Consider the following 20,939-nt stretch of genomic DNA (forward strand, 5'->3'; position numbering starts at 1 on the left):
AATGATGTGCTTTTTTTATTGTCGTTACAACCACTCCCCGCTCCTTCTTCAATTTTGAGCTATTTTAATAATTCAATATACATTTATCAAATTTTTTTACACATTACACACAAAAGAACTTATTGGTTAATCCTTAAAACCGCATTTTAAAACATTTTTTTTTAAATAATTTCATTATTTCTTCAATAAATGATAAAAGTCATTGAATTAATGCTTTTTAAAAATTAATTTTAACCCATAGATTCATTACCTACTTTGTTTAAGTAATGTTTTTGATTTTTTTAGTTAGTAGTAAAAAAAGAAAGGACTGCCTGAAAAGGCAGTCTTTTTTCATTTATAAATACACCAACCTAAAACTACTTCCCATTTAAGGCTTATTTCTTCTTTTACATTATTAAATCCATTTTTTTTAAAATATTCTTAATTTACCGCATACATATTAGCGAAAAGCATATTTCTTAAAATAGTGATTTAAATCTCCTTTTTTTTGAAAATAAATTGAATATCTTTATGTTTTTTATGCCTTGTTTTAAACATAAATAATATTAACCAAAATACATACGGCCTTGAAAGTAAAAGTAAATGAATCTCACGAATTTGAATTTTATAGTTCAGATCTTGAAAAACTGGATTTATTAAAACGCTCAGCATCAGAATTTCATGTTATTGAAAAGAACAAATCTTTTGCTGTTAAACTTGAAAAATCTGATTTTAAGAATCGAGAATACGTTGTAAGCGTTAATTCAAATAGCTACACAGTTAATATATCTAATGGAATAGACCAACTTATCAAAGAAATGGGGTTTACCATTGGTTCTTCCATTAAAGCAAATAGCATAAAAGCGCCAATGCCCGGTATTATTTTAAGTGTAAATGTTGAAGAAAATCAAGAAGTAAAAGAAGGTGAAACCTTGTTGATTTTAGAAGCTATGAAAATGGAGAATGCCATTGGTGCGCCAAAAGATGGTGTTATTAAGTCAATTTTTATCAAAAGCGGCGAAACTGTTGATAAGAGCGAACTAATGATTGAGATGGAATAAACTTTAACCCCTCAATTAAATATTGAAACTATCCAAAATACTTTAAATAACATTAATATGAAAAAAATATTGATAGCAAATAGAGGTGAAATCGCCATTAGAGTCATGAAAACTGCTCGAAAAATGGGGATCAAAACGGTTGCTGTTTATTCAGAAGCCGACAGAAATGCGCCTCATGTCAGATTTGCAGATGAGGCTGTTTGTATAGGACCAGCACCTTCAAACAAATCCTATCTTTTAGGTGATAAAATTATTGAAGTAGCCAAAAAATTAAATGTTGATGCCATTCATCCCGGTTACGGATTTTTAAGTGAAAATGCCGATTTTGCCGAAAAAATAGAACAAAATAATATTATATTTATTGGACCCAAATCAAATTCCATCAGAATAATGGGCAGTAAACTGGCCGCAAAAGACGCTGTCAGAAATTATAATATCCCCATGGTTCCTGGAGTTGACAGAGCCGTAACCGACCCAAAAGAAGCTGTGAAAATAGCAAAGGAAATTGGCTTTCCAATTCTTATAAAAGCCTCGGCAGGAGGCGGTGGCAAAGGAATGCGCATTGTAGAAAATGAAAATGATGTTGAGCAACAAATGAATCGCGCCATTAGTGAAGCTATTTCCGCATTTGGAGACGGTTCCGTATTTATCGAAAAATATATTACTTCCCCAAGACATATTGAAATTCAAATCATTGCAGACAGTCACGGAAATGTTTTACATCTTTTTGAAAGAGAATGCAGCATTCAAAGACGTCATCAAAAAGTTATTGAAGAGGCGCCTTCCTCAATTTTAACACCTGAATTAAGATTAGAAATGGGAGATGCAGCCATTAAAGTGGCAAAATCCTGTAATTATTTAGGTGCAGGAACCGTAGAATTTTTGGTTGATGAGCACTTAAATTTTTATTTTCTGGAAATGAATACACGCTTGCAAGTTGAACATCCGGTTACTGAGTTAATTGCCGGGGTTGATTTGGTTGAATTACAAATTAAAATTGCTCGGGGCGAAGCCATTCCATTTAAACAGGAAGAACTAAAAATTAATGGTCATGCGTTAGAGTTAAGGGTTTATGCAGAAGATCCAATGAACGACTTTTTGCCAAGTGTCGGCAATTTAAGCACTTATAAAATTCCTGTTGGAAAAGGAATTAGGGTTGATGATGGTTTTGAAGAAGGAATGGACATTCCCATTTACTATGACCCTATGCTTTCTAAATTGATAACTTACGGAAAAACGCGCGAAGAAGTGATCCAATTAATGATAGAGGCCATTGACAACTATAAAATTGAAGGGGTTTTCACCACCTTGCCATTTGGAAAATTTGTTTTTGAACATGAAGCTTTTAGAACAGGTAAATTCGACACGCATTTTGTTAAAAATTATTACACGCCAAAACTGCTTCAGGCAGGATTAGATGAAGAAGCTAAAATTGCAGCTTTGGTAGGTTTAAAAATTTATTTGGAAGATCAAAAAAAGTTAAGAATTCCAATTTCTAACTAATTACATTATTCAATATTATGGAATCAAAAATTGAAAAATTAGCCAAAAGTGTTGCCTTGGCACATTTAGGAGGCGGTGAAAAAAGAATTGAAAAGCAACACGAAAATAAAAAATTGACTGCAAGAGAACGTGTCCAATACTTGTTAGATGAAGGTTCTTTTGAAGAAATGGGCATGCTAGTAACACATAGAACAACTGACTTTGGAATGGAGGATGAACTCTATTTTGGTGATGGCGTTGTTACTGGATATGGCACTATCAATGACAGATTGGTCTATATCTTTGCACAAGATTTCACGGTTTTCGGTGGTTCACTGTCTGAAACTCATGCCGAAAAAATCTGTAAAATTATGGATCAGGCCGTTAAGGTTGGTGCACCGGTTATTGGTTTAAACGACTCTGGAGGTGCAAGAATTCAGGAAGGCGTGAGATCTTTGGGTGGCTACGCCGATATTTTTTACAGAAATGTACAAGCGTCTGGTGTTGTGCCTCAACTTTCAGCAATTATGGGACCTTGTGCCGGCGGTGCTGTTTATTCCCCTGCTATGACCGACTTTACTTTAATGGTTGAAAACACCAGCTACATGTTTGTAACTGGTCCGAGTGTTGTAAAAACTGTTACCAATGAAGAAGTAACTGCCGAAGAATTAGGCGGAGCGAGCGCGCATTCGACCAAATCAGGCGTAACACATATCACTTCTGCAAATGACATTCAGTGTTTAGAAGATATCAAAACGTTGTTAAGCTACATTCCCCAAAACAACAGGGAAACCACTAAAAAATTACCTTTTGAATTGGGAGATGAAATAAGAGAATCTCTTGAAAATATTATTCCGGAAAACCGAAATCAGCCATATGACATGCATCATGTGATTCAGGGTATTATAGACAACGATTCATTCTTTGAAATTCACAAGGACTTTGCGGAGAATATTATTGTGGGATTTGCACGTATTGCTGGCAGAAGTATTGGTATTGTTGCAAATCAACCGATGAATTTAGCGGGATGTCTGGATGTAAACAGCTCTATAAAAGGAGCTCGTTTTACGCGTTTTTGTGATTGTTTTAATATTCCTTTATTGGTATTGGTTGATGTTCCCGGATTTTTGCCCGGAACCGACCAGGAATGGAACGGGATTATCATAAACGGCGCAAAATTATTATATGCTTTAAGTGACGCTACCATTCCAAGAGTAACAGTTATTACGCGAAAAGCCTATGGCGGTGCTTATGATGTGATGAACTCCAAACACATTGGAGCCGACATGAATTTTGCCTGGCCAACTGCTGAAATTGCCGTAATGGGCGCAAAAGGAGCTGCTGAAATTATTTTCAAAAATGAAATTAAAAATGCTGACAATCCTGAAGCCAAATTGAAAGAAAAAGAAGCTGAATATGCCGATACATTTGCCGATCCGTTTGGTGCTGCAAAACGCGGTTTTATCGATGAAGTGATTTATCCAAAAGACACGCGAAGAAAACTAATAAAAGCATTTGAGATGCTTGAAGGCAAAGAAGTGATCAGGCCAAACAGAAAGCATGGAAATATTCCTTTATAACGATTTTACAGCATTAAAAATCCCGAAAATATTCGGGATTTTTTTTTGATTTATTATGCTAGATTATTCAAATAACTGAAGTGATTATATTATTTCTGCCGACAATCCTCTGGTTAAAAGTTGTGTGCAACGAGGTTTTAATTCGTTATATTCCCCTGTTTTTACCGCACATTTCCCTTTATAATGAACTAACAAAGCACATTGTTCAGCTTGTTCCGCCGTATGATCACAGATTTCAATTAAACAGTCAATCACAAAATCAAATGTATTAACATCATCATTGAATAAAACAATCTCATTTTGGTTGACTTCCTTTTCAAGAACATCAACATCTTCCTGTATTTTTCTTTTTGTGCTCATACTGCAAAATTAATCATTATTTTACATACTTCAAAGCAACCCAGTTATTACGTTCAATTTGGTTATCAAGTTTTAATCCGTATTTCGAAACTTCTTCATCTATAACGGGGATGTCTTCTTTATAAAAACCGCTTAGTAAAATTACGCCATTTTCACTCAAACAATTAACATAAACATGCATATCATTCAACAAAATATTTCTGTTAATGTTGGCAATAATCACCTCATATCTTTTACTTTTCAACAATGAAACATCACCTTCAAAAACAGTAATATGTTTACAGTTATTACGTTCCGAATTTTCCAAAGAATTTTGATAACACCAATTGTCAATATCAATCGCGTCAATTCGCTTTGCGCCTTTCATTTCAGCAAATATTGCCAAAATTCCTGTTCCGCAACCCATATCAAGCACTTTTTTGCCGGCAACATCCAAGTCCAATAAATGTTGAACCATCATATGCGTAGTTTCATGATGACCGGTTCCAAAACTCATTTTAGGCTCAATAACAATATCGTACTTTAAGTTCGGATTCTCATGAAATGGCGCTCTGATACTCACCATACCATCAACCTGAATCGGATTAAAGTTTTTTTCCCATTCGATGTTCCAGTTCGTTTGTTCAATCACTTTCTTTTCATAAGAAATCTGAAATTCATTTGAATTCAAAACATAAATATCGTCTAAAACATGCTCATTCCAATCTGTTTGCTGAATAAAAGCTTCCACACCATCTTCATTTTCAACAAAACTTTCAAAACCAACTTCACCCAATTCAGCAATTAAAATTTCAGTTGCCGGTTCTTTCGGACTCACTTTAAAAGTGTACGATATATAAATATTATCCATTAAATTGCGTCAATTATTGCTTTAAAGTCGTCTTTGTTCAAGGCTGCACCACCAATTAAACCGCCATCCACATCAGGTTTTGAAAAAATTTCCTGTGCATTGGAAGGTTTTACGCTTCCACCATATAAAATGGAAACCTCATCTGCAACATTGTCACCATATTTATCAGCAACAATTTTTCTAATAAAAGCATGCATTTCCTGTGCCTGCTCTGGAGATGCCGTTTCTCCGGTTCCAATAGCCCAAACCGGTTCATAAGCCAATATGATATTTTTCCATGACCCAGCCTCTAAATGAAACAAGCCATTTTTAATCTGACTTTCTACAACTTTAAAATGATTATTAGATTTTCTGTCTTCTAAAACTTCCCCAAAACAGAAAATTATTTCCATTTTGTTTGCCAAGGCAGCATCCACTTTTTTAGCCAATAATGCGTCTGTTTCCCCAAAATATTCTCTACGTTCTGAATGTCCCAAAATTACAATATGAACGCCAACAGATTTCAACATTGCAGCTGAAATTTCTCCTGTAAAAGCACCGTTTTTTTCATAATGCATGTTCTGCGCTGCCACCTCTACTTTTGTCCCTTTTGCTTTACTGGCCACTTTCTGCAAACTCACAAATGATGACGCAACAATAACTCTTGTGTTTTTTAGCGGTTGTTTTTTGATGCTTTTAGCAATTTTTTTGACCAATGATTTAGATTCATCTAAATCATTATTCATTTTCCAGTTACCTGCTACTATTTTTGCTCTCATGTTTTTATTTTTTATTCCGTTTTATCGACAAAATTACTCATTATTAAATTCCTTTAAAAAATTCAATTCACTATTGTACGAATTCGTTTTCGTGTTTCTGACTTATTTCAATCTTATTTTAGGATCCAACATTCCATAACTGATATCTACCAAAATATTGATGATGATAAACATGGTGGCAATCACCAAGACACTTCCCATGATAATTGGTAAATCAAGTGTGTTTAGCGCGTTTACAATTTCTTTTCCCAAACCGTTCCAGTTAAAAATATACTCCACAAAAACTGCGCCCGCCAACATGGAGGCAAACCATCCAGAAACCGCAGTGACAACCGGATTCAACGAGTTTTTTAACGCATGTGTTTTTATAATTTTATAGGTTGAAAGTCCTTTTGCACGTGCGGTCCTTATATAATCCTGACTTAAAACTTCCAATAATGAATTCCGCATCAACTGAACAACCACTGCCAAAGGCCTGATTCCTAATACAATTGCCGGCAAAATTAAATTTTTCCATTGAATGTAGGTGTTTTCGCCGAAATCGTCAACTTCATACAAACTGCCCGTCATATTTAAATTGGTATAATTGTGTAAAACGAATCCGAAAAACCAGGCAAATAAAATGGCGGAAAAAAATGAAGGCACACTCATTCCCAAGGTACTGAATATTGAAATAATTCTGTCGAAAAAAGTATCTTTATACAATGCCGAAAGTATTCCGAAAAAAACGCCTGTAATGATGGCAATTACAATTGCTGAGACCGCTAAAACCGCGGTATTAGGAAGTGTTTCGGCAATTACGTCCGTTACATTCTTGTCGTTTTTTTGAAAAGATTTTCTCAAATAAGGAAACTTTGTCACAATAATTTTTTCACCAGCAGAAAAAAGTTTTAAATAGGAATATTTTTCAGCAGCTAAATAAGTGTAGTTTTTTGGATTGGAGCTGTGAATAGAAATGGGCGATAAATCGTTCAAATAATAAAGATATTGCGTTGTTATGGGCTGGTCAAATCCGTATTTAACGCGAATATTTTGAAGCTGTTCGCTGTCCTCCCGCTGGTCCAACATCATTCGTGCAGGATCACCAGGCAATACATTGAAAAGAAAAAATATGACGGTAATTACGCCAAAAAGCGTAAGGATTCCGTAAAATATTTTATTTAAAATATAACTAAACAAGGTGCTTTATTTGGTAAACAAAGATAACTTAAAGTATTAAAATTACTACTTTTGCTTAATTCTTTATTTAAACATATGAACAAACAAGCGCTTATTGCACAAATTCAACAAAAAAAATCATTTTTATGTATTGGCCTGGATGTAGATTTGGATAAAATTCCAGCACACTTATTGACCGAAGAAGATCCAATTTTTGAGTTTAACAAACAAATTATTGATGCCACGCATCATTTAGCAGTTGCCTACAAACCTAACACCGCTTTTTATGAAGCTTACGGATTAAAAGGCTGGGCTGCATTGGAAAAAACCATCGATTATCTCAATAGCAATTACCCTGAAATTTTCACCATTGCCGATGCCAAACGAGGCGATATTGGCAACACCTCAACCATGTATGCAAAAGCTTTTTTTGAGGATTTAAATTTTGATTCGGTAACTATAGCACCTTATATGGGAAGTGATTCCGTGGAACCCTTTTTGGCCTTTAAAGACAAAACCACCATTCTTTTGGCATTGACATCAAACAAGGGTGGGCTCGATTTTCAAGGATTGAAAATTGACGGAATTGAGTTGTATAAAAAAGTTATAAAAACAGCACTTACCTGGAAAAATTCTGAAAATTTAATGTTTGTAGTTGGCGCGACAAAACCGACTTATTTTGAGGAAATCCGAAAAATTGTGCCTAATCATTTTTTATTGGTTCCAGGTGTTGGCGCCCAAGGCGGAAATTTACAGGAAGTTTGCAAATACGGACTTAATAAAGATTGCGGATTACTGCTGAATTCGGCAAGAAGCATTATTTATGCCAGTAATGACGAAGACTTTGCAAAGGTGGCACAATTGGAAGCTTTGAAATTGCAACAGGAAATGGCTTTGATTTTAAGTTTTCAATAAAAAAATCGCAGTTGGCAGTTGTTATAAAAAATTATAAGTTTTAAATTATTGTTGAATAATGAAAATTATTAAAGACCAGTTAGGAAGAGAAATTACCTTAAAAACCCAACCCAAAAGAATCATTTCATTGGTACCTTCCCAAACGGAATTGCTTTGTAATTTGAATTTAGAAAATGAGCTTATTGGAATTACAAAATTCTGCGTGCATCCTTTTCATTTGAAATCCACCAAAACCATTATTGGCGGAACAAAAAAAGTGGATTTCGCTAAAATAAAATCATTAAATCCCGATTTTATTTTATGTAATAAAGAAGAGAATTCCTATGAATTTTTGCCTGAACTGGAAAAAATTGCGCCCACTTATTTTTCAGATATAACTACAATTGAAGACAGTATTGATTTCACTTTAAGCTTAGGAACTATTTTAAACAGAAGAACGGAAAGCCAAAATTTAGTCGAAAAAATAAATTTTAAGCTAAACGATTTTAAAGAATTCATCAAAACGAAACCAACACGTAAAGTCGCTTATTTTATTTGGGCAAAACCGTGGATGGTTGCAGGAAATGAGACTTATATAAACGAAATGTTAAAGTTAAATAAGTTTGAAAACATTTACCAAAATATGAGCAGATATCCCAAAGTGGAAATTAACAAAATTCGCTATGAAGGCGATCCCGAAGTCATTATTTTATCATCAGAACCATTTCCGTTTAAAGATGAACATGCATTGGAAATTGCTTCTTACACCAATCGCTCTATCACTGTTTTTGCTGATGGCGAAATGTTTAGTTGGTATGGTTCCCGATTGCTATTGGCTTTTGATTATTTCAAAGCATTGCACAAAAAACTTGAAAGTCATTTTTAAAAATTAATCCTGCAACGCAAAAACCCTTTTTAACAAATCGGAAGTCCGTTTGGCCACATTTGCTCTAATTTCAACTTCCTCAACTGCAACCATGGTGAAAACGCCTTTTAAAGCTTCGTTCGTCACATAATCAGTTAAATCCGGATTAACATCAGCAGTTAGTGGCAAATTATTGTACCTCGTAATTAAGTCTGTCCAAATTTTATCGGCGCCAACTTTTTTAAATGAATTGTTAATGATTGGATTAAATTTTTGATACAATGCTTCTGAAGTGGCATTTTTCAAATACAGCGTAGCCGAATTTTTATCGCCCAATAAAATATTTCTAGCATCAACAATTGTCATACCTGTTATGGCATCAGCAAAAACAGGAATCGCTTCTCCTACGGCATCTTCAGCAGCCCTATTTAACACTTTTAATCCTTCATCAGCCAAGTTTGACAAACCTACACTTCTTAAAGCGCGGTCAACTTTCTGCAATTCTTCAGGAAGTAAAATTTTAACCAATTCATTTTTAAAGAATCCATCCTGAACAGTCAAGGCTGTCACCTGATTTTTAACCCCGTTTTGCAAGGCTTCCTTTAAACCGGCAGCAATTTGAAAGTTTGTAATTTCTCCATTTGGCAATTGATTTATCACCTGTTGTAATTCTGAACAAGCAGAAAGTTGAAACACAACCAACGCCAAAAGTATTCTTTTTAACATCTTATTATTTTTATTTTGTTAAGGTACTGAAATTATTTCTTGATGCTGTCTGTTTTTTTGTCGTAGCCATATGGACAATGTTTGCAGCCGCTTTTACAGCAATAGCCTCTTTTTAAATGGTATTTTTCCGTAAATACACGGTAGCCTTCTTCGTTTATATAATAATCTCCTTCTTCTAAGGGAATCGGTTCTTTAAAATTCATAGTGCTAAAAATAAAAAACGCTCTGAAATTCAGAACGTTTTTAACTTTAAAAGTTCAAATTATTTATTTTCTTTTCCTGGAGGGTATTGCGCCATAATTTCTGCAACAAATTCTTTAATTTTCTCTTCCTTTTTGACAATATTTCCGGAAGTTGACAAAGCGCCGCTTCCAATTCCCTGCCATGCCAATTCTTTTTTATTGGCATCAATTAAATCAATAAACAAAGTGCCTTCTGTATACTTAGAAATCTGCGTTCCAAAATTTGGGCCATAATACCAAGGGCGCCAGCCATAATAATAGTTATTGTTGTAAACGTCAACTCTTTGGGTTGATTTTGCAAATATATTAACCAGTAAATCCGGCTCCTCTGATTTTGTAAATCCTTTTGCCAGCAGTTCACTTTCTATGGCCTTTAAAATTCTTCGTTTGTCTAAGTCGGAAATTTCAGCTTTATCAATCCCTTTTTTATAAAAAGCAAATGTTTTATACTTTGAAAAGTCGGCAGAAGTATCATAATCTGTTGTAACTCTTATAGTGCTGCAAGAGGCTATAAAAAAAAGTAATGTTAACGTAAGTAATTTTAAGGCTTTCATTTAAATACAATTTTAATTATTAAAATAAATCTTTCAAGATAGAATCATCAACTAAATTAGGCAAAGTCACTTTTAAATTAGGCTCAACTTCCATCGCTCTTTTTATGGCGAAGACAGCACCTTTATTTCTTGCCCAATTTCTGCGCGCAATACCATTATTTACATCCCAAAAAAGCATGCTTTTTAAACGCTTTTCGGCTTCTAAACTTCCATCAAGAACCATACCAAATCCGCCGTTAATTACCTCTCCCCAGCCTACTCCGCCGCCGTTATGAATTGACACCCAAGTCGCTCCGCGAAAGCTATCGCCAATGACATTTTGAATGGCCATATCAGCCGTAAATTTAGAACCATCATAAATATTTGACGTTTCCCTGTAAGGTGAATCCGTTCCGGAAACGTCGTGATGGTCTCTTCCCAACACAATTGGCGCTGAAATTTCACCATTTTTTATTGCATTGTTAAAAGCTTCGGCAATTTTCACACGCCCTTCCGCATCGGCATATAAAATACGCGCTTGCGAACCCACTACTAATTTATTTTCCTGTGCTCCTTTAATCCACTGAATATTGTCTGTCATTTGCTGCTGAATTTCTTTTGGAGAATTTTTTCTTATTTCTTCCAAAACTTCACAAGCAATTGCATCGGTTTTTTCTAAATCAACCGGATTCGCACTTGTGCACACCCAACGAAAAGGTCCAAAACCATAATCAAAACACATGGGTCCCATAATGTCCTGAACATAGGACGAATATTTAAAATCAATACCGTTTTCGGCCATGACATCAGCTCCTGCCCTACTTGCTTCCAATAAAAAAGCATTGCCATAATCGAAAAAGTAAGTGCCTTTTGCCGTGTGTTTGTTTATTGCCGCAACTTGTCTTCTTAAACTTTCCTGAACTTTTTCTTTAAATAATTTCGGATTTTCCACCATCATCACATTTGATTCCTCAAATGAAATTCCTGCAGGATAATAACCACCGGCCCAAGGATTGTGAAGCGAAGTTTGGTCTGAACCTAAATCAACATACACATTTTGTTCTGCGAATTTCTCCCATACTTCAACGATATTTCCTAAAAAGGCAATAGAAACCACTTCTTTATTTTCTTTGGCTCTTTTTACCCTTAAAGCCAATTCATTTAAATCGGTTATTTTTTCATCAATCCAACCTTGCGACAAGCGAATCTCTGTAATTTTCGGATTCACTTCAGCACAAACTGTAATACAACCGGCAATATTTCCGGCTTTTGGTTGTGCACCACTCATTCCTCCTAAACCGGAAGTCAGAAATAATTTTCCTGCCAAAGGCTCGCCATTTTTAGCAATTTTGCGGCCTGCATTTAACACCGTAATTGTGGTTCCGTGCACAATTCCTTGCGGCCCAATGTACATATAACTGCCAGCCGTCATTTGTCCGTATTGCGTTACGCCCAACGCATTGTATTTTTCCCATTCGTTTTGTTTGCTGTAATTAGGAATCATCATTCCGTTTGTAACGACTACTCTTGGCGCATTTTCATGTGAAGGGAACAAACCCATTGGATGTCCGGAATACATAATTAAAGTTTGCTCGTCGTTCATTTCCGACAAGTATTTCATGGTGAGTAAATATTGTGCCCAATTCTGAAAAACAGCGCCGTTACCTCCGTAGGTAATTAATTCGTGAGGATGTTGCGCTACGGCTTCATCCAAATTATTCTGAATCATGTGCATAATGGCTTTTGCCTGCACAGAATTTCCCGGATATTCGTTTATCGGTCGTGCATAAAATTTATAATCAGGTCGAAAACGATACATATAAATACGTCCGAATTCTTTTAATTCTTCAGCAAATTCCTTGGCTAAAACAGGATGATGTTTTTTATCAAAATACCGCAACGCATTTCTAATTGCGAGCTCTTTCTCTTCTTTTGACAGAATATCGATGCGCTTCGGGGCGTGATTTATTGCTTTTTCGTAAGTTTTTTTTGAAGGCAATTCAGAAGGAACTCCTTGTTTTATTTGATATTGAAATGTCATTTTAGTGCTATTTAACAGCTACAAATTTACAATTTTTCAATTGAAGTATTTGTTTCAATAGCTATAAAATCAGATTGTCATTTTTTAGGATGAAGCGAAAAATATTGGGGATACTTTTTTTCATTCTTATTAAAAATATTTCATGTAATTTGGTTAGATTTTTAAACATCCACCTTGCTATGATTGTTATTTTTAAATATATAATCCCGAAGAAATACTCAGGATTAACAGTTTTCCCTTTTATCTTCTTAAAAAACAAGAAAAGCATAGAAGATACATGCTTTTTGAACCACGAAAAGATTTATTTAAAACAACAGGCAGAATTACTTTGGATTTTCTTTTTTGTTTGGTATTCTATAGAATACGGGGTTCAAATTCTTCAATATAAAAACCATGACGCCGCCTATAAAAACATAAATTTTGAAAAAGAAGCCTATAAAAATGAGCAAGATTTGAATTATTTAGAATTTAGAAAAACCTTCGCTTTTTATAAGTATTTATAGCTTATTAATTTTTTTCTTATACTTTATTCTTTTTTTTAAGTTTTTTGATTTTTTTCAAATAAAAATATCACCAACTTAAAACATCACAGCAAACAATTAAATATTCCTTATTATTTTTAGCTAAATTGCGGTCTAAAGAATTCTTAATTTTATGGAGAAAATAACACCTTACAAACCTAAACACAAAGTACGAATAGTAACTGCAGCTTCCTTATTTGACGGACATGATGCCGCCATAAATATTATGCGAAGAATTATTCAGGCTACCGGAGTTGAAGTGATTCACTTGGGCCACGACAGAAGTGTTGAAGAAGTGGTGAATTGTGCCATTGAGGAAGATGCAAATGCAATAGCGATGACCTCCTACCAGGGCGGACATATGGAATATTTTAAATATATGTACGACTTGCTTCAGGAAAAAGGCGCATCTCAAATTAAAATATTTGGCGGCGGCGGCGGCGTAATTCTTCCCGAAGAAGTTAAAGAATTGACAAAGTATGGAATTACCTGTATTTATTCCCCGGATGATGGCAGAAGGATGGGTTTGCAGGGGATGATCAATGATATGGTTTCAATATGTGATTTTCCAACTGGTGAAGTTGTAGATTTTTCTGTTGCTGATTTGGCTAAAAAAAATCGGGTTAAATTGGCAAAAGCCATTTCTGGCGCTGAAAATTTCTCAGATAAGCATACTGATTTTATCAATGAAATTAAAAAAGCATCTAAAAAATCGAAAACTCCGGTTTTAGGGATAACAGGAACAGGAGGTTCAGGAAAATCTTCTTTGGTTGATGAATTGGTGAGAAGGTATTTAATAGACTTTCCTAAAAAAACAATCGCCATTGTTTCGGTTGACCCTTCAAAAAGGAAAACAGGTGGTGCTTTATTGGGCGACAGAATCAGAATGAATTCCATAAAAAATAACCGTGTTTATATGCGATCATTGGCAACCCGCCAATCTAATTTAGCCCTATCAAAACACGTGAGCATTGCAGTTGATATTTTAAAAGTTGCCGAATTTGACATGGTGATTTTAGAAACTTCCGGAATTGGGCAAAGCGATACCGAAATTTTAGACCATTCTGATGTTTCCTTGTACGTGATGACCCCAGAATATGGTGCTGCAACGCAATTGGAAAAAATAGACATGATTGATTTTGCCGATGTAATTGCACTGAATAAATTTGACAAACGCGGTGCTTTGGATGCCTTACGCGATGTAAAAAAACAATACCAGCGCAACCATAATTTATGGGAAAACAGTGTTGATTCAATGCCGGTTTATGGCTCTATCGCTTCTCAGTTTAACGACCCGGGAACCAATGAATTGTATCGGGTTCTCATAAAAAAGATTAACGAAAAAACAGGCACTCACTTCAAAAGCTCCTTTGAAATTTCAGATAAAATAAGCGAAAAAAAATTTATCATTCCGCCAAATAGGGTCCGTTATTTGTCGGAAATTACTGAAAACAACAGGGCTTACAACAAAAACGCAAAAAGCCAAAAACAGATCGCACAAAAGCTCTTCGGAATTTTTAAAACTATTGAATCAGTTTCAAATGTCCTCCTGAGCGAAGCTGAAGGGTCTTTTCTTTCCCAAATTGGCATTCATGAAGAAGAAATTCTGAAACTGGTTAAAAATGAAGTTGATATCCAGTTTTTATCACTTTTATTCAAAGAATTTGCACGTGTAAAAATGGATTTAAATCCATACAACTGGGAAATTATCTTAAATTGGGAAGCCAAAAAACAATCCTACAAAAAAGACATCTTTACTTTTAAGGTTCGAGGAAAAGAATTAAACATAAAAACACATAGCGAATCTTTATCGCACACCCAAATTCCTAAAATTTCCCTGCCAAAATATGAAGCTTGGGGCGATTTATTATTGTGGACTTTAGAAGAAAATGTTCCCGGTGAATTTCCTTATACTGCAGGTCTTTTTCCATTTAAAAGAACAGGAGAAGATCCGGCAAGAATGTTTGCAGGCGAAGGAGGACCTGAGCGTACCAACAGACGTTTTCATTATGTGAGTTTAGGACTTCCGGCAAAACGATTGTCCACAGCTTTTGATTCCGTAACTTTATATGGGAACGACCCTGCTATTCGTCCGGATATTTATGGGAAAATTGGAAATGCAGGAGTTTCTATATGTTGTTTGGACGATGCCAAAAAATTATATTCCGGGTTTGATCTAACAAACCCCATGACTTCTGTTTCCATGACCATTAACGGTCCTGCACCTATGATGCTTGCCTTTTTTATGAATGCCGCAATAGATCAGGAATGTGAAAAATATATTTTGGCAAATGGACTTGAAAAAGAAATTGAAGAAAAGATAAAGACCATTTATAAGAAAAAAGACGTTGCCCTTCCGCAATATCAAGGAAAATTACCCGAAGGAAATAATGGATTGGGATTGTTATTATTGGGCGTTACCGGAGATGAAGTTTTACCTTATGACGTTTATCACAAAATTAAAACGGAAACCATTTCAAAAGTCCGAGGAACCGTACAGGCCGATATCTTAAAAGAAGATCAGGCACAAAATACCTGTATTTTTTCTACTGAATTTGCCTTGCGTTTGATGGGTGACGTTCAGGAATATTTTATCATAAACAATGTAAGAAATTTTTACTCGGTTTCAATTTCAGGCTATCATATTGCCGAAGCCGGCGCAAATCCGATTTCACAATTGGCTTTTACTTTGTCAAACGGATTTACTTATGTTGAATATTATTTGTCAAGAGGAATGGATATAAATGAATTCGGACCAAATTTGTCCTTCTTCTTTTCCAATGGCGTTGATCCCGAATATGCTGTAATTGGAAGGGTTGCACGTAAAATTTGGGCGAAAGCCATGAAAGAAAAATACGGCGCCAACCCAAGAGCACAAATGATGAAATACCATATTCAAACTTCTGGAAGATCATTACATGCGCAAGAAATTGACTTTAATGATATTCGTACAACTTTACAGGCTTTATATGCCATTTACGACAACTGCAACAGCTTGCATACCAATGCATATGATGAAGCCATAACAACACCAACCGAAGAAAGCGTTCGTCGTGCTATGGCCATTCAGTTGATTATCAATAAAGAATTGGGCTTAGCCAAAAACGAAAATCCGATTCAAGGTTCTTTCATTATTGAAGAATTAACCGATTTGGTGGAAGAAGCCATTTATGTTGAATTTGACAGAATTACAGAACGTGGCGGTGTTTTAGGCGCTATGGAAACAATGTACCAAAGAAGTAAAATACAGGAAGAAAGTTTATATTATGAAACCTTAAAACACAATGGAGAATTTCCAATTATTGGTGTAAACACTTTTTTAAGCAGCAAAGGCTCACCAACTATTTTACCGCAAGAAGTTATTAGAGCCACCGAAAAAGAAAAACAATACCAAATTACGGTAGTTGAAAACTTAAACAAAGGAAATGTTTCGGCAGTGCAAGAACACATTGCCTTGTTAAGACAAAAAGCCGTTAATAATGAAAATATTTTTGAACAATTAATGGAAGCCTGTAAAGTTTGTTCTATCGGACAAATTACGGAGGCGCTGTTTGAAGTTGGTGGGCAATATAGAAGAAATATGTAATTTTTTAGGTTGTTGGTTATTGGTTGCTGGTTTGTCGACGCCTAAATAACGTTGACTAAATTTGACATTTTAAAACTTGAGAAATATCGTTAAGAAATTTAGGGCTTTCTTTTTTGAAGTTTCAACTTCTCAAGCATTTCCCCCATTTTTTCGTGGATTTTATTGATTGCTTTCAATGGGCGAACCATTACTTTGAAACTAATGATTTTATCGTCATCGTTTACTTCAATCATATCAACGCCATTAACAGTTATACCATCAATCATCGTTGTAAATTCTAAGATAAATTGATTTTTATCAATTACTTGTCTAACATAAGTAAAATTGGAATTTTTACCACCAAATACTTCTAGTGCAGCAATTAAATATAATTTAGTAATTTGTTTTCCTTCTTGTGGAGTCCAAACAATTGGTGAATAAAAAGTTACCTCTTTCGCCAAAAGCTCATCCAATATTTTAGGATTCCTTGTTTCCATAAAGGTATGCCAGTTTTTTAAAGTCGCATTCATATTGTCTATTTAATTGATGTTTTTTCCAAATACTGTTAACCGTATTTGTTTATGGTATTAGTGTCATAATTTTCGCATAAAAAATAAGAAGCAATGAACTAAAAATGATGTGTACATCGCTTTTATTCCGATTAATTTGGTTTAGCCCCAATAATATTTAATTTAATAGACGCTACATCTTTATACTTTTCAGCATCAAGTTTAAAAGCCTTTTCTTGATTTGGTGGAAAAACTTCGTAAATCGTATATTCTTCACTTCCAATTACTGACTTAGTTTTTGAGTAATATTTTATTTGGATAATAATATCTTTATAATCCGCTTTGCTTGCTCGATTTGTAATTATTCCTTTCACTTTGAATTTATTTCCCCAAAAACTTTCATTGTATTCTCCTTCCACACTCAAAAATTGTTTTGGGTTAGAATTTTCCGTTTCTTCAATCGTCATTTTCGGTTTCTGATAATTCGAAGGATCTGATTTGGGATTATTTATCGTAAACATAAAAAAGAATGCGAAAACACCCAATATACCTATTGCAATTAATCCTAATTTAATAAGGTTTCTTCCTAAAAAGCTTTTTTTCGGTTTTGTGTCGATTTGATCTGTTTGTTCAGTTCCCTGTTGTTTTATTGGTGGTATTTGTGGTGGTGATTGCTCAAATAATTCTTTTAGTTCCTCAATTTGGTCAGCTTTAGTCCAATCGGAAAGTCCCTTATACCAAACTTCTGTTTCTCTAGTTATTCCTTTCTTTTTTAATTGTGAAATGTAGAATGGTCCATCTTGTTCAGTTCCGTTGTGTAAATAATATTTCTTCATAATTTAAAATGTTTATTATAGCTTCAAATGTTGTACAACGGTTTAGGCTTGGAAAAGTTGCGAGTTTGAAATCGTAAATTTCTGCTGTTTTTAATAATTTTATAAAGTTACTTTAATTTTTATATTTAGCTTTAATAAGCAATTTTTTATAGCATTTTTTTTCAACACGAATTCTATTATTTCAAAAACAATTAAGATAGATTGTTTTCGGTTCACTGCAAAAAGGCTTAATCTTCTGGTCTTTTTGGCTGTTCGTTTATTTCAGACTCTTCATTTTCTATTGGTGGCGCAAAATTACCGTGCTCATCAAACATATTATCGAATTCAGGGTTATGGGAGAAAACAAATTTTTCGGGTTGCGGGCCAGTTTTTCTGAAGATGAAGGCGAAAATAAATCCGACCAGAAACCCTGAAAAATGGCCTTCCCAAGAAATTTGTTCTTCTATAGGAAAAATATACCAAACGGTGCTTCCATATAAAAAAACAACTATTAATGAAACTGCCGCCAAGCGATAATATTTCCGAAATACGCCGCTAAAAAAAATAAAACTCACCAAAAAATAAACCACGCCGCTGGCGCCAATATGATAGGACGGACGCGCAAAAGTCCATGTTAAAAATCCGGTTAAAAAAATTCCCCATAATAAAATCTTAGTGGCAATATCTTCATAAAAATAATACAAACTTGCCAACATTACCAATAAAGGAATTGAATTGCTAAACAAATGTTCAATACTGCCATGCAAAAACGGCGAAAAAATAACACCTCTTAAACCCGTTAATGTTTGCGGATAAATGCCGTATTCATTAAAATTTTTCCCAAATCTTATTTCAAGAAAATAAACCAGCCAAATTGAAAAAATGACAAAAATTGGGATACTGATGAATTTTTTTTGAAATATGGATTTGTTTTTTGACATTGAAAAATTTAAATTATGAATTGATGAAATTATTAAAATTTTGTCACTAAATGATGTTAATTAAACAACTATTTTTTTGCATTAGGGATAGCAGCGATATCCTTTTTTATTTTTCATAAAAAAGATTTAGCGAATAGCCCGACACAAATGTAATGCAGTGTAGTGCCCCAAACATTTTTATGCTTATTTTTACGCTATGAATGAGCCTTTAGCCGAACGCATACGTCCGAAAATCTTGGATGATTATATTAGCCAACAGCATTTAGTAGGAAAAAATGGTGCGTTAACCGAGCATATTAAGCGGGGAATTATTCCGTCGTTAATTTTTTGGGGACCGCCAGGAATTGGAAAAACTACGCTTGCCAATATCATTGCAAAAGAATCTAAACGCCCGTTTTATACGTTGAGTGCCATTAGTTCGGGCGTTAAAGATGTGCGGGATATTATTGACAAAGCCAAGCAAGGCAACGGATTGTTTACCGAAAAAAACCCTATTTTATTTATTGATGAAATTCACAGATTCAGCAAATCGCAACAAGATTCGTTGTTGGGTGCGGTGGAAAAAGGCTGGGTAACGTTAATTGGCGCAACCACCGAAAATCCGAGTTTTGAAGTGATTCCCGCATTGTTATCGCGTTGCCAGGTTTATGTGTTGAACTCTTTCAGCAAAAAAGATTTGGAAGAATTGTTGCAACGCGCTTTAAAAGAGGACGTTTATATTTCCAAAAAAAAAATTATTGTTGAAGAAACCGAAGCTTTGCTTCGTGTTTCAGGAGGTGATGCCCGAAAATTATTGAATATTTTTGAGTTGGTGGTAAACACCGAAAAAGGGCCAATAAGAATCACTAACGAATTGGTGCTTTCCAAAATTCAAAAAAATACGGTGTTGTACGACAAAGCCGGGGAGCAACATTATGATATTGTTTCGGCTTTTATAAAATCTATTCGGGGAAGTGATCCAAACGCTGCTGTTTACTGGCTGGCGCGCATGATTGAAGGCGGTGAAGACGCAAAATTTATTGCCCGAAGAATGCTGATTTTGGCTTCGGAAGACATCGGAAATGCGAATCCGACCGCGTTGATTTTGGCAAATAACACATTTCAGGCTGTAAATATTATTGGTTTTCCTGAATCGCGGATTATATTAAGTCAGTGCGCTGTTTATTTGGCAAGTTCCGCAAAAAGCAATGCATCGTATGAAGCTATTGGAAAAGCCCAAACCATCGTCAAAGAAACGGGAAATTTATCGGTTCCATTACATTTAAGAAATGCGCCAACCAAGCTGATGAAAGAATTGGATTACGGCAAAAATTACAAATATGCGCACAGTTTTGAAAACAATTTTGCCGAGCAGGAATTTTTACCCGATGAAATTAAAAACACCACAATTTACGAACCCGGCAACAATGCACGAGAAAATACCATTCGGGATTTTTTGAAGAAATTGTGGAAAAACAAGTATCATTATTAGGTCGAAAATTTGTCTTGCAGTCTTGCGGTCTTTCCTTTTTTCTCCTGAACCTTTAACTTCTCACTTCTTTATTTCTATTTCCCTCTTAGGGGTTAGGGGGACTAATTTTTCAAAACAATTGGCAACGTAAATTCCGTAGTTACCGGCATCGCTCTTTTAATGGCTGGCTTTAAGGTTGGCAAATTTTGAAGGCTCACTTTTACAATACTGTCAAAATTTGGAAGCAATGCGCTCGTTTTTTCAGATATTTGAATGTTGGACAAACTTATTTTCCCCGTAGCGTCTATTTTTAATTTCACATAAATAGTATCATTTACGCTATCCTTCACACTTAGTTGAAATTCTTTTAAAGAAGCATAAATATGTTGTGACATTTCCATTTGAAAACAAATTTGTTGCTTTTCTTTAGAAGGAATTTCGGCGCAATTTGGGAAAAGAGGATAAGAATCTATCGTATTAAAATCTACAATGGTGTCAATTTTTTGAATGGGATCCCGCTTAGTGTTCTTTTCAATATAAGAGCAAGACAAAACCAAAAACGAGCAAATTAATATAGTGAATAATTGTTTTAACATTCCTGCTTATTTC

Annotated in this window: 20 protein-coding genes; 8 read left to right on the forward strand and 12 right to left on the reverse strand. The window is 34.8% G+C overall.

Annotation, left to right across the window (positions count from 1 at the left end; genetic code table 11):
* The first annotated feature begins 566 nt into the window (after nt 1–566).
* Genes ABY285_RS06630 through ABY285_RS06640 form a run of 3 tightly spaced genes read left to right on the forward strand, consistent with a single transcriptional unit; the run spans nt 567 to nt 4,102 of the window.
* Entirely contained in the window at nt 567–1,040 is a 474-nt protein-coding gene (locus tag ABY285_RS06630) for a biotin/lipoyl-containing protein (protein ID WP_372768299.1), read from the forward strand.
* Nucleotides 1,041–1,097: 57 nt separating this feature from the next.
* Entirely contained in the window at nt 1,098–2,543 is a 1,446-nt protein-coding gene (gene accC, locus ABY285_RS06635; RefSeq protein WP_372768301.1) for an acetyl-CoA carboxylase biotin carboxylase subunit, read from the forward strand.
* Nucleotides 2,544–2,560: 17 nt separating this feature from the next.
* Nucleotides 2,561–4,102 (forward strand): acyl-CoA carboxylase subunit beta, encoded by a 1,542-nt coding sequence (locus ABY285_RS06640; RefSeq protein WP_372768303.1) that lies wholly within the window; start codon nt 2,561–2,563, stop codon nt 4,100–4,102.
* An 84-nt stretch (nt 4,103–4,186) separates the two neighbouring features.
* On the opposite strand, the gene ABY285_RS06645 is transcribed toward ABY285_RS06640, so the two are convergent.
* The 4 genes from ABY285_RS06645 to ABY285_RS06660 all read right to left on the reverse strand — a co-directional run bounded on the left by ABY285_RS06645 (nt 4,187) and on the right by ABY285_RS06660 (nt 7,249).
* Entirely contained in the window at nt 4,187–4,462 is a 276-nt protein-coding gene (locus ABY285_RS06645) for an ATP-dependent Clp protease adaptor ClpS (RefSeq protein WP_372768304.1), read from the reverse strand.
* 16 nt (nt 4,463–4,478) lie between these two features.
* Nucleotides 4,479–5,312: a 50S ribosomal protein L11 methyltransferase gene (gene prmA, locus ABY285_RS06650; protein WP_372768306.1), complete on the reverse strand. Its 834-nt coding sequence runs from the start codon at nt 5,310–5,312 to the stop codon at nt 4,479–4,481.
* Nucleotides 5,312–6,070, reverse strand: coding sequence for a triose-phosphate isomerase (tpiA, locus tag ABY285_RS06655; protein WP_372768308.1), 759 nt, complete (start codon nt 6,068–6,070; stop codon nt 5,312–5,314). Before tpiA ends, prmA begins: the two co-directional genes overlap by 1 nt.
* A 102-nt stretch (nt 6,071–6,172) precedes the next feature.
* On the reverse strand, nt 6,173–7,249 hold the full coding sequence (locus ABY285_RS06660) for an ABC transporter permease (RefSeq protein ID WP_372768310.1): 1,077 nt from the start codon (nt 7,247–7,249) through the stop codon (nt 6,173–6,175).
* Between the two features lie 75 nt (nt 7,250–7,324).
* On the opposite strand from ABY285_RS06660, the gene pyrF reads away from it, so the two are divergent.
* Both pyrF and ABY285_RS06670 read left to right on the forward strand, forming a co-directional pair.
* On the forward strand, nt 7,325–8,143 hold the full coding sequence (pyrF, locus tag ABY285_RS06665) for an orotidine-5'-phosphate decarboxylase (RefSeq protein WP_372768312.1): 819 nt from the start codon (nt 7,325–7,327) through the stop codon (nt 8,141–8,143).
* Nucleotides 8,144–8,201: 58 nt separating this feature from the next.
* Nucleotides 8,202–9,008 (forward strand): ABC transporter substrate-binding protein, encoded by an 807-nt coding sequence (locus tag ABY285_RS06670; protein ID WP_372768314.1) that lies wholly within the window; start codon nt 8,202–8,204, stop codon nt 9,006–9,008.
* Nucleotides 9,009–9,011: 3 nt separating this feature from the next.
* Here the strand turns inward: ABY285_RS06670 and ABY285_RS06675 are convergent, their stop codons facing one another.
* From ABY285_RS06675 to ABY285_RS06690, 4 genes are read right to left on the reverse strand one after another with little or no spacing between them, the layout of a single operon-like run.
* Nucleotides 9,012–9,713: a DUF4197 domain-containing protein gene (locus ABY285_RS06675; protein WP_372768316.1), complete on the reverse strand. Its 702-nt coding sequence runs from the start codon at nt 9,711–9,713 to the stop codon at nt 9,012–9,014.
* 32 nt (nt 9,714–9,745) lie between these two features.
* Nucleotides 9,746–9,916, reverse strand: a complete 171-nt coding sequence (locus tag ABY285_RS06680; RefSeq protein WP_372768318.1) for a DUF5522 domain-containing protein — start codon at nt 9,914–9,916, stop codon at nt 9,746–9,748.
* A gap of 59 nt (nt 9,917–9,975) precedes the next feature.
* Nucleotides 9,976–10,509 carry a DUF4136 domain-containing protein gene (locus tag ABY285_RS06685; RefSeq protein WP_372768320.1) on the reverse strand — a complete coding sequence of 178 codons (534 nt, stop codon included), beginning with the start codon at nt 10,507–10,509 and terminating at the stop codon, nt 9,976–9,978.
* A gap of 19 nt (nt 10,510–10,528) precedes the next feature.
* Entirely contained in the window at nt 10,529–12,529 is a 2,001-nt protein-coding gene (locus ABY285_RS06690) for a urocanate hydratase (protein ID WP_372768322.1), read from the reverse strand.
* A 179-nt stretch (nt 12,530–12,708) separates the two neighbouring features.
* Here ABY285_RS06690 and ABY285_RS06695 point away from each other — a divergent pair, with 179 nt between their 5' ends.
* Complete coding sequence (locus ABY285_RS06695; RefSeq protein ID WP_372768324.1) at nt 12,709–13,032, forward strand: hypothetical protein; 324 nt, start codon at nt 12,709–12,711, stop codon at nt 13,030–13,032.
* A 151-nt stretch (nt 13,033–13,183) separates the two neighbouring features.
* The gene (locus tag ABY285_RS06700) at nt 13,184–16,636 is read left to right on the forward strand and encodes a methylmalonyl-CoA mutase family protein (protein ID WP_372768326.1); all 3,453 of its coding nucleotides are present in this window, start codon (nt 13,184–13,186) and stop codon (nt 16,634–16,636) included.
* 98 nt (nt 16,637–16,734) lie between these two features.
* Here the strand turns inward: ABY285_RS06700 and ABY285_RS06705 are convergent, their stop codons facing one another.
* The 3 genes from ABY285_RS06705 to ABY285_RS06715 form a co-directional block, all read right to left on the reverse strand.
* Complete coding sequence (locus ABY285_RS06705) at nt 16,735–17,145, reverse strand: nuclear transport factor 2 family protein (RefSeq protein ID WP_372768328.1); 411 nt, start codon at nt 17,143–17,145, stop codon at nt 16,735–16,737.
* A 131-nt stretch (nt 17,146–17,276) separates the two neighbouring features.
* Nucleotides 17,277–17,960 carry a DUF4339 domain-containing protein gene (locus ABY285_RS06710; RefSeq protein WP_372768330.1) on the reverse strand — a complete coding sequence of 228 codons (684 nt, stop codon included), beginning with the start codon at nt 17,958–17,960 and terminating at the stop codon, nt 17,277–17,279.
* Between the two features lie 227 nt (nt 17,961–18,187).
* Nucleotides 18,188–18,880, reverse strand: a complete 693-nt coding sequence (locus tag ABY285_RS06715; RefSeq protein ID WP_372768332.1) for a rhomboid family intramembrane serine protease — start codon at nt 18,878–18,880, stop codon at nt 18,188–18,190.
* A 196-nt stretch (nt 18,881–19,076) separates the two neighbouring features.
* Between ABY285_RS06715 and ABY285_RS06720 the strand changes: the two genes are divergently transcribed.
* A complete protein-coding gene (locus ABY285_RS06720) occupies nt 19,077–20,351 on the forward strand; it encodes a replication-associated recombination protein A (RefSeq protein WP_372768334.1) in 1,275 nt (424 codons plus the stop codon).
* Between the two features lie 101 nt (nt 20,352–20,452).
* On the opposite strand, the gene ABY285_RS06725 is transcribed toward ABY285_RS06720, so the two are convergent.
* The gene (locus ABY285_RS06725) at nt 20,453–20,926 is read right to left on the reverse strand and encodes a hypothetical protein (RefSeq protein WP_372768336.1); all 474 of its coding nucleotides are present in this window, start codon (nt 20,924–20,926) and stop codon (nt 20,453–20,455) included.
* Nucleotides 20,927–20,939: the final 13 nt, after the last annotated feature.

The sequence above is a fragment of the Lutibacter sp. genome (assembly GCF_041555395.1).
In the GTDB taxonomy this organism is placed as follows: Bacteria; Bacteroidota; Bacteroidia; order Flavobacteriales; family Flavobacteriaceae; genus Lutibacter.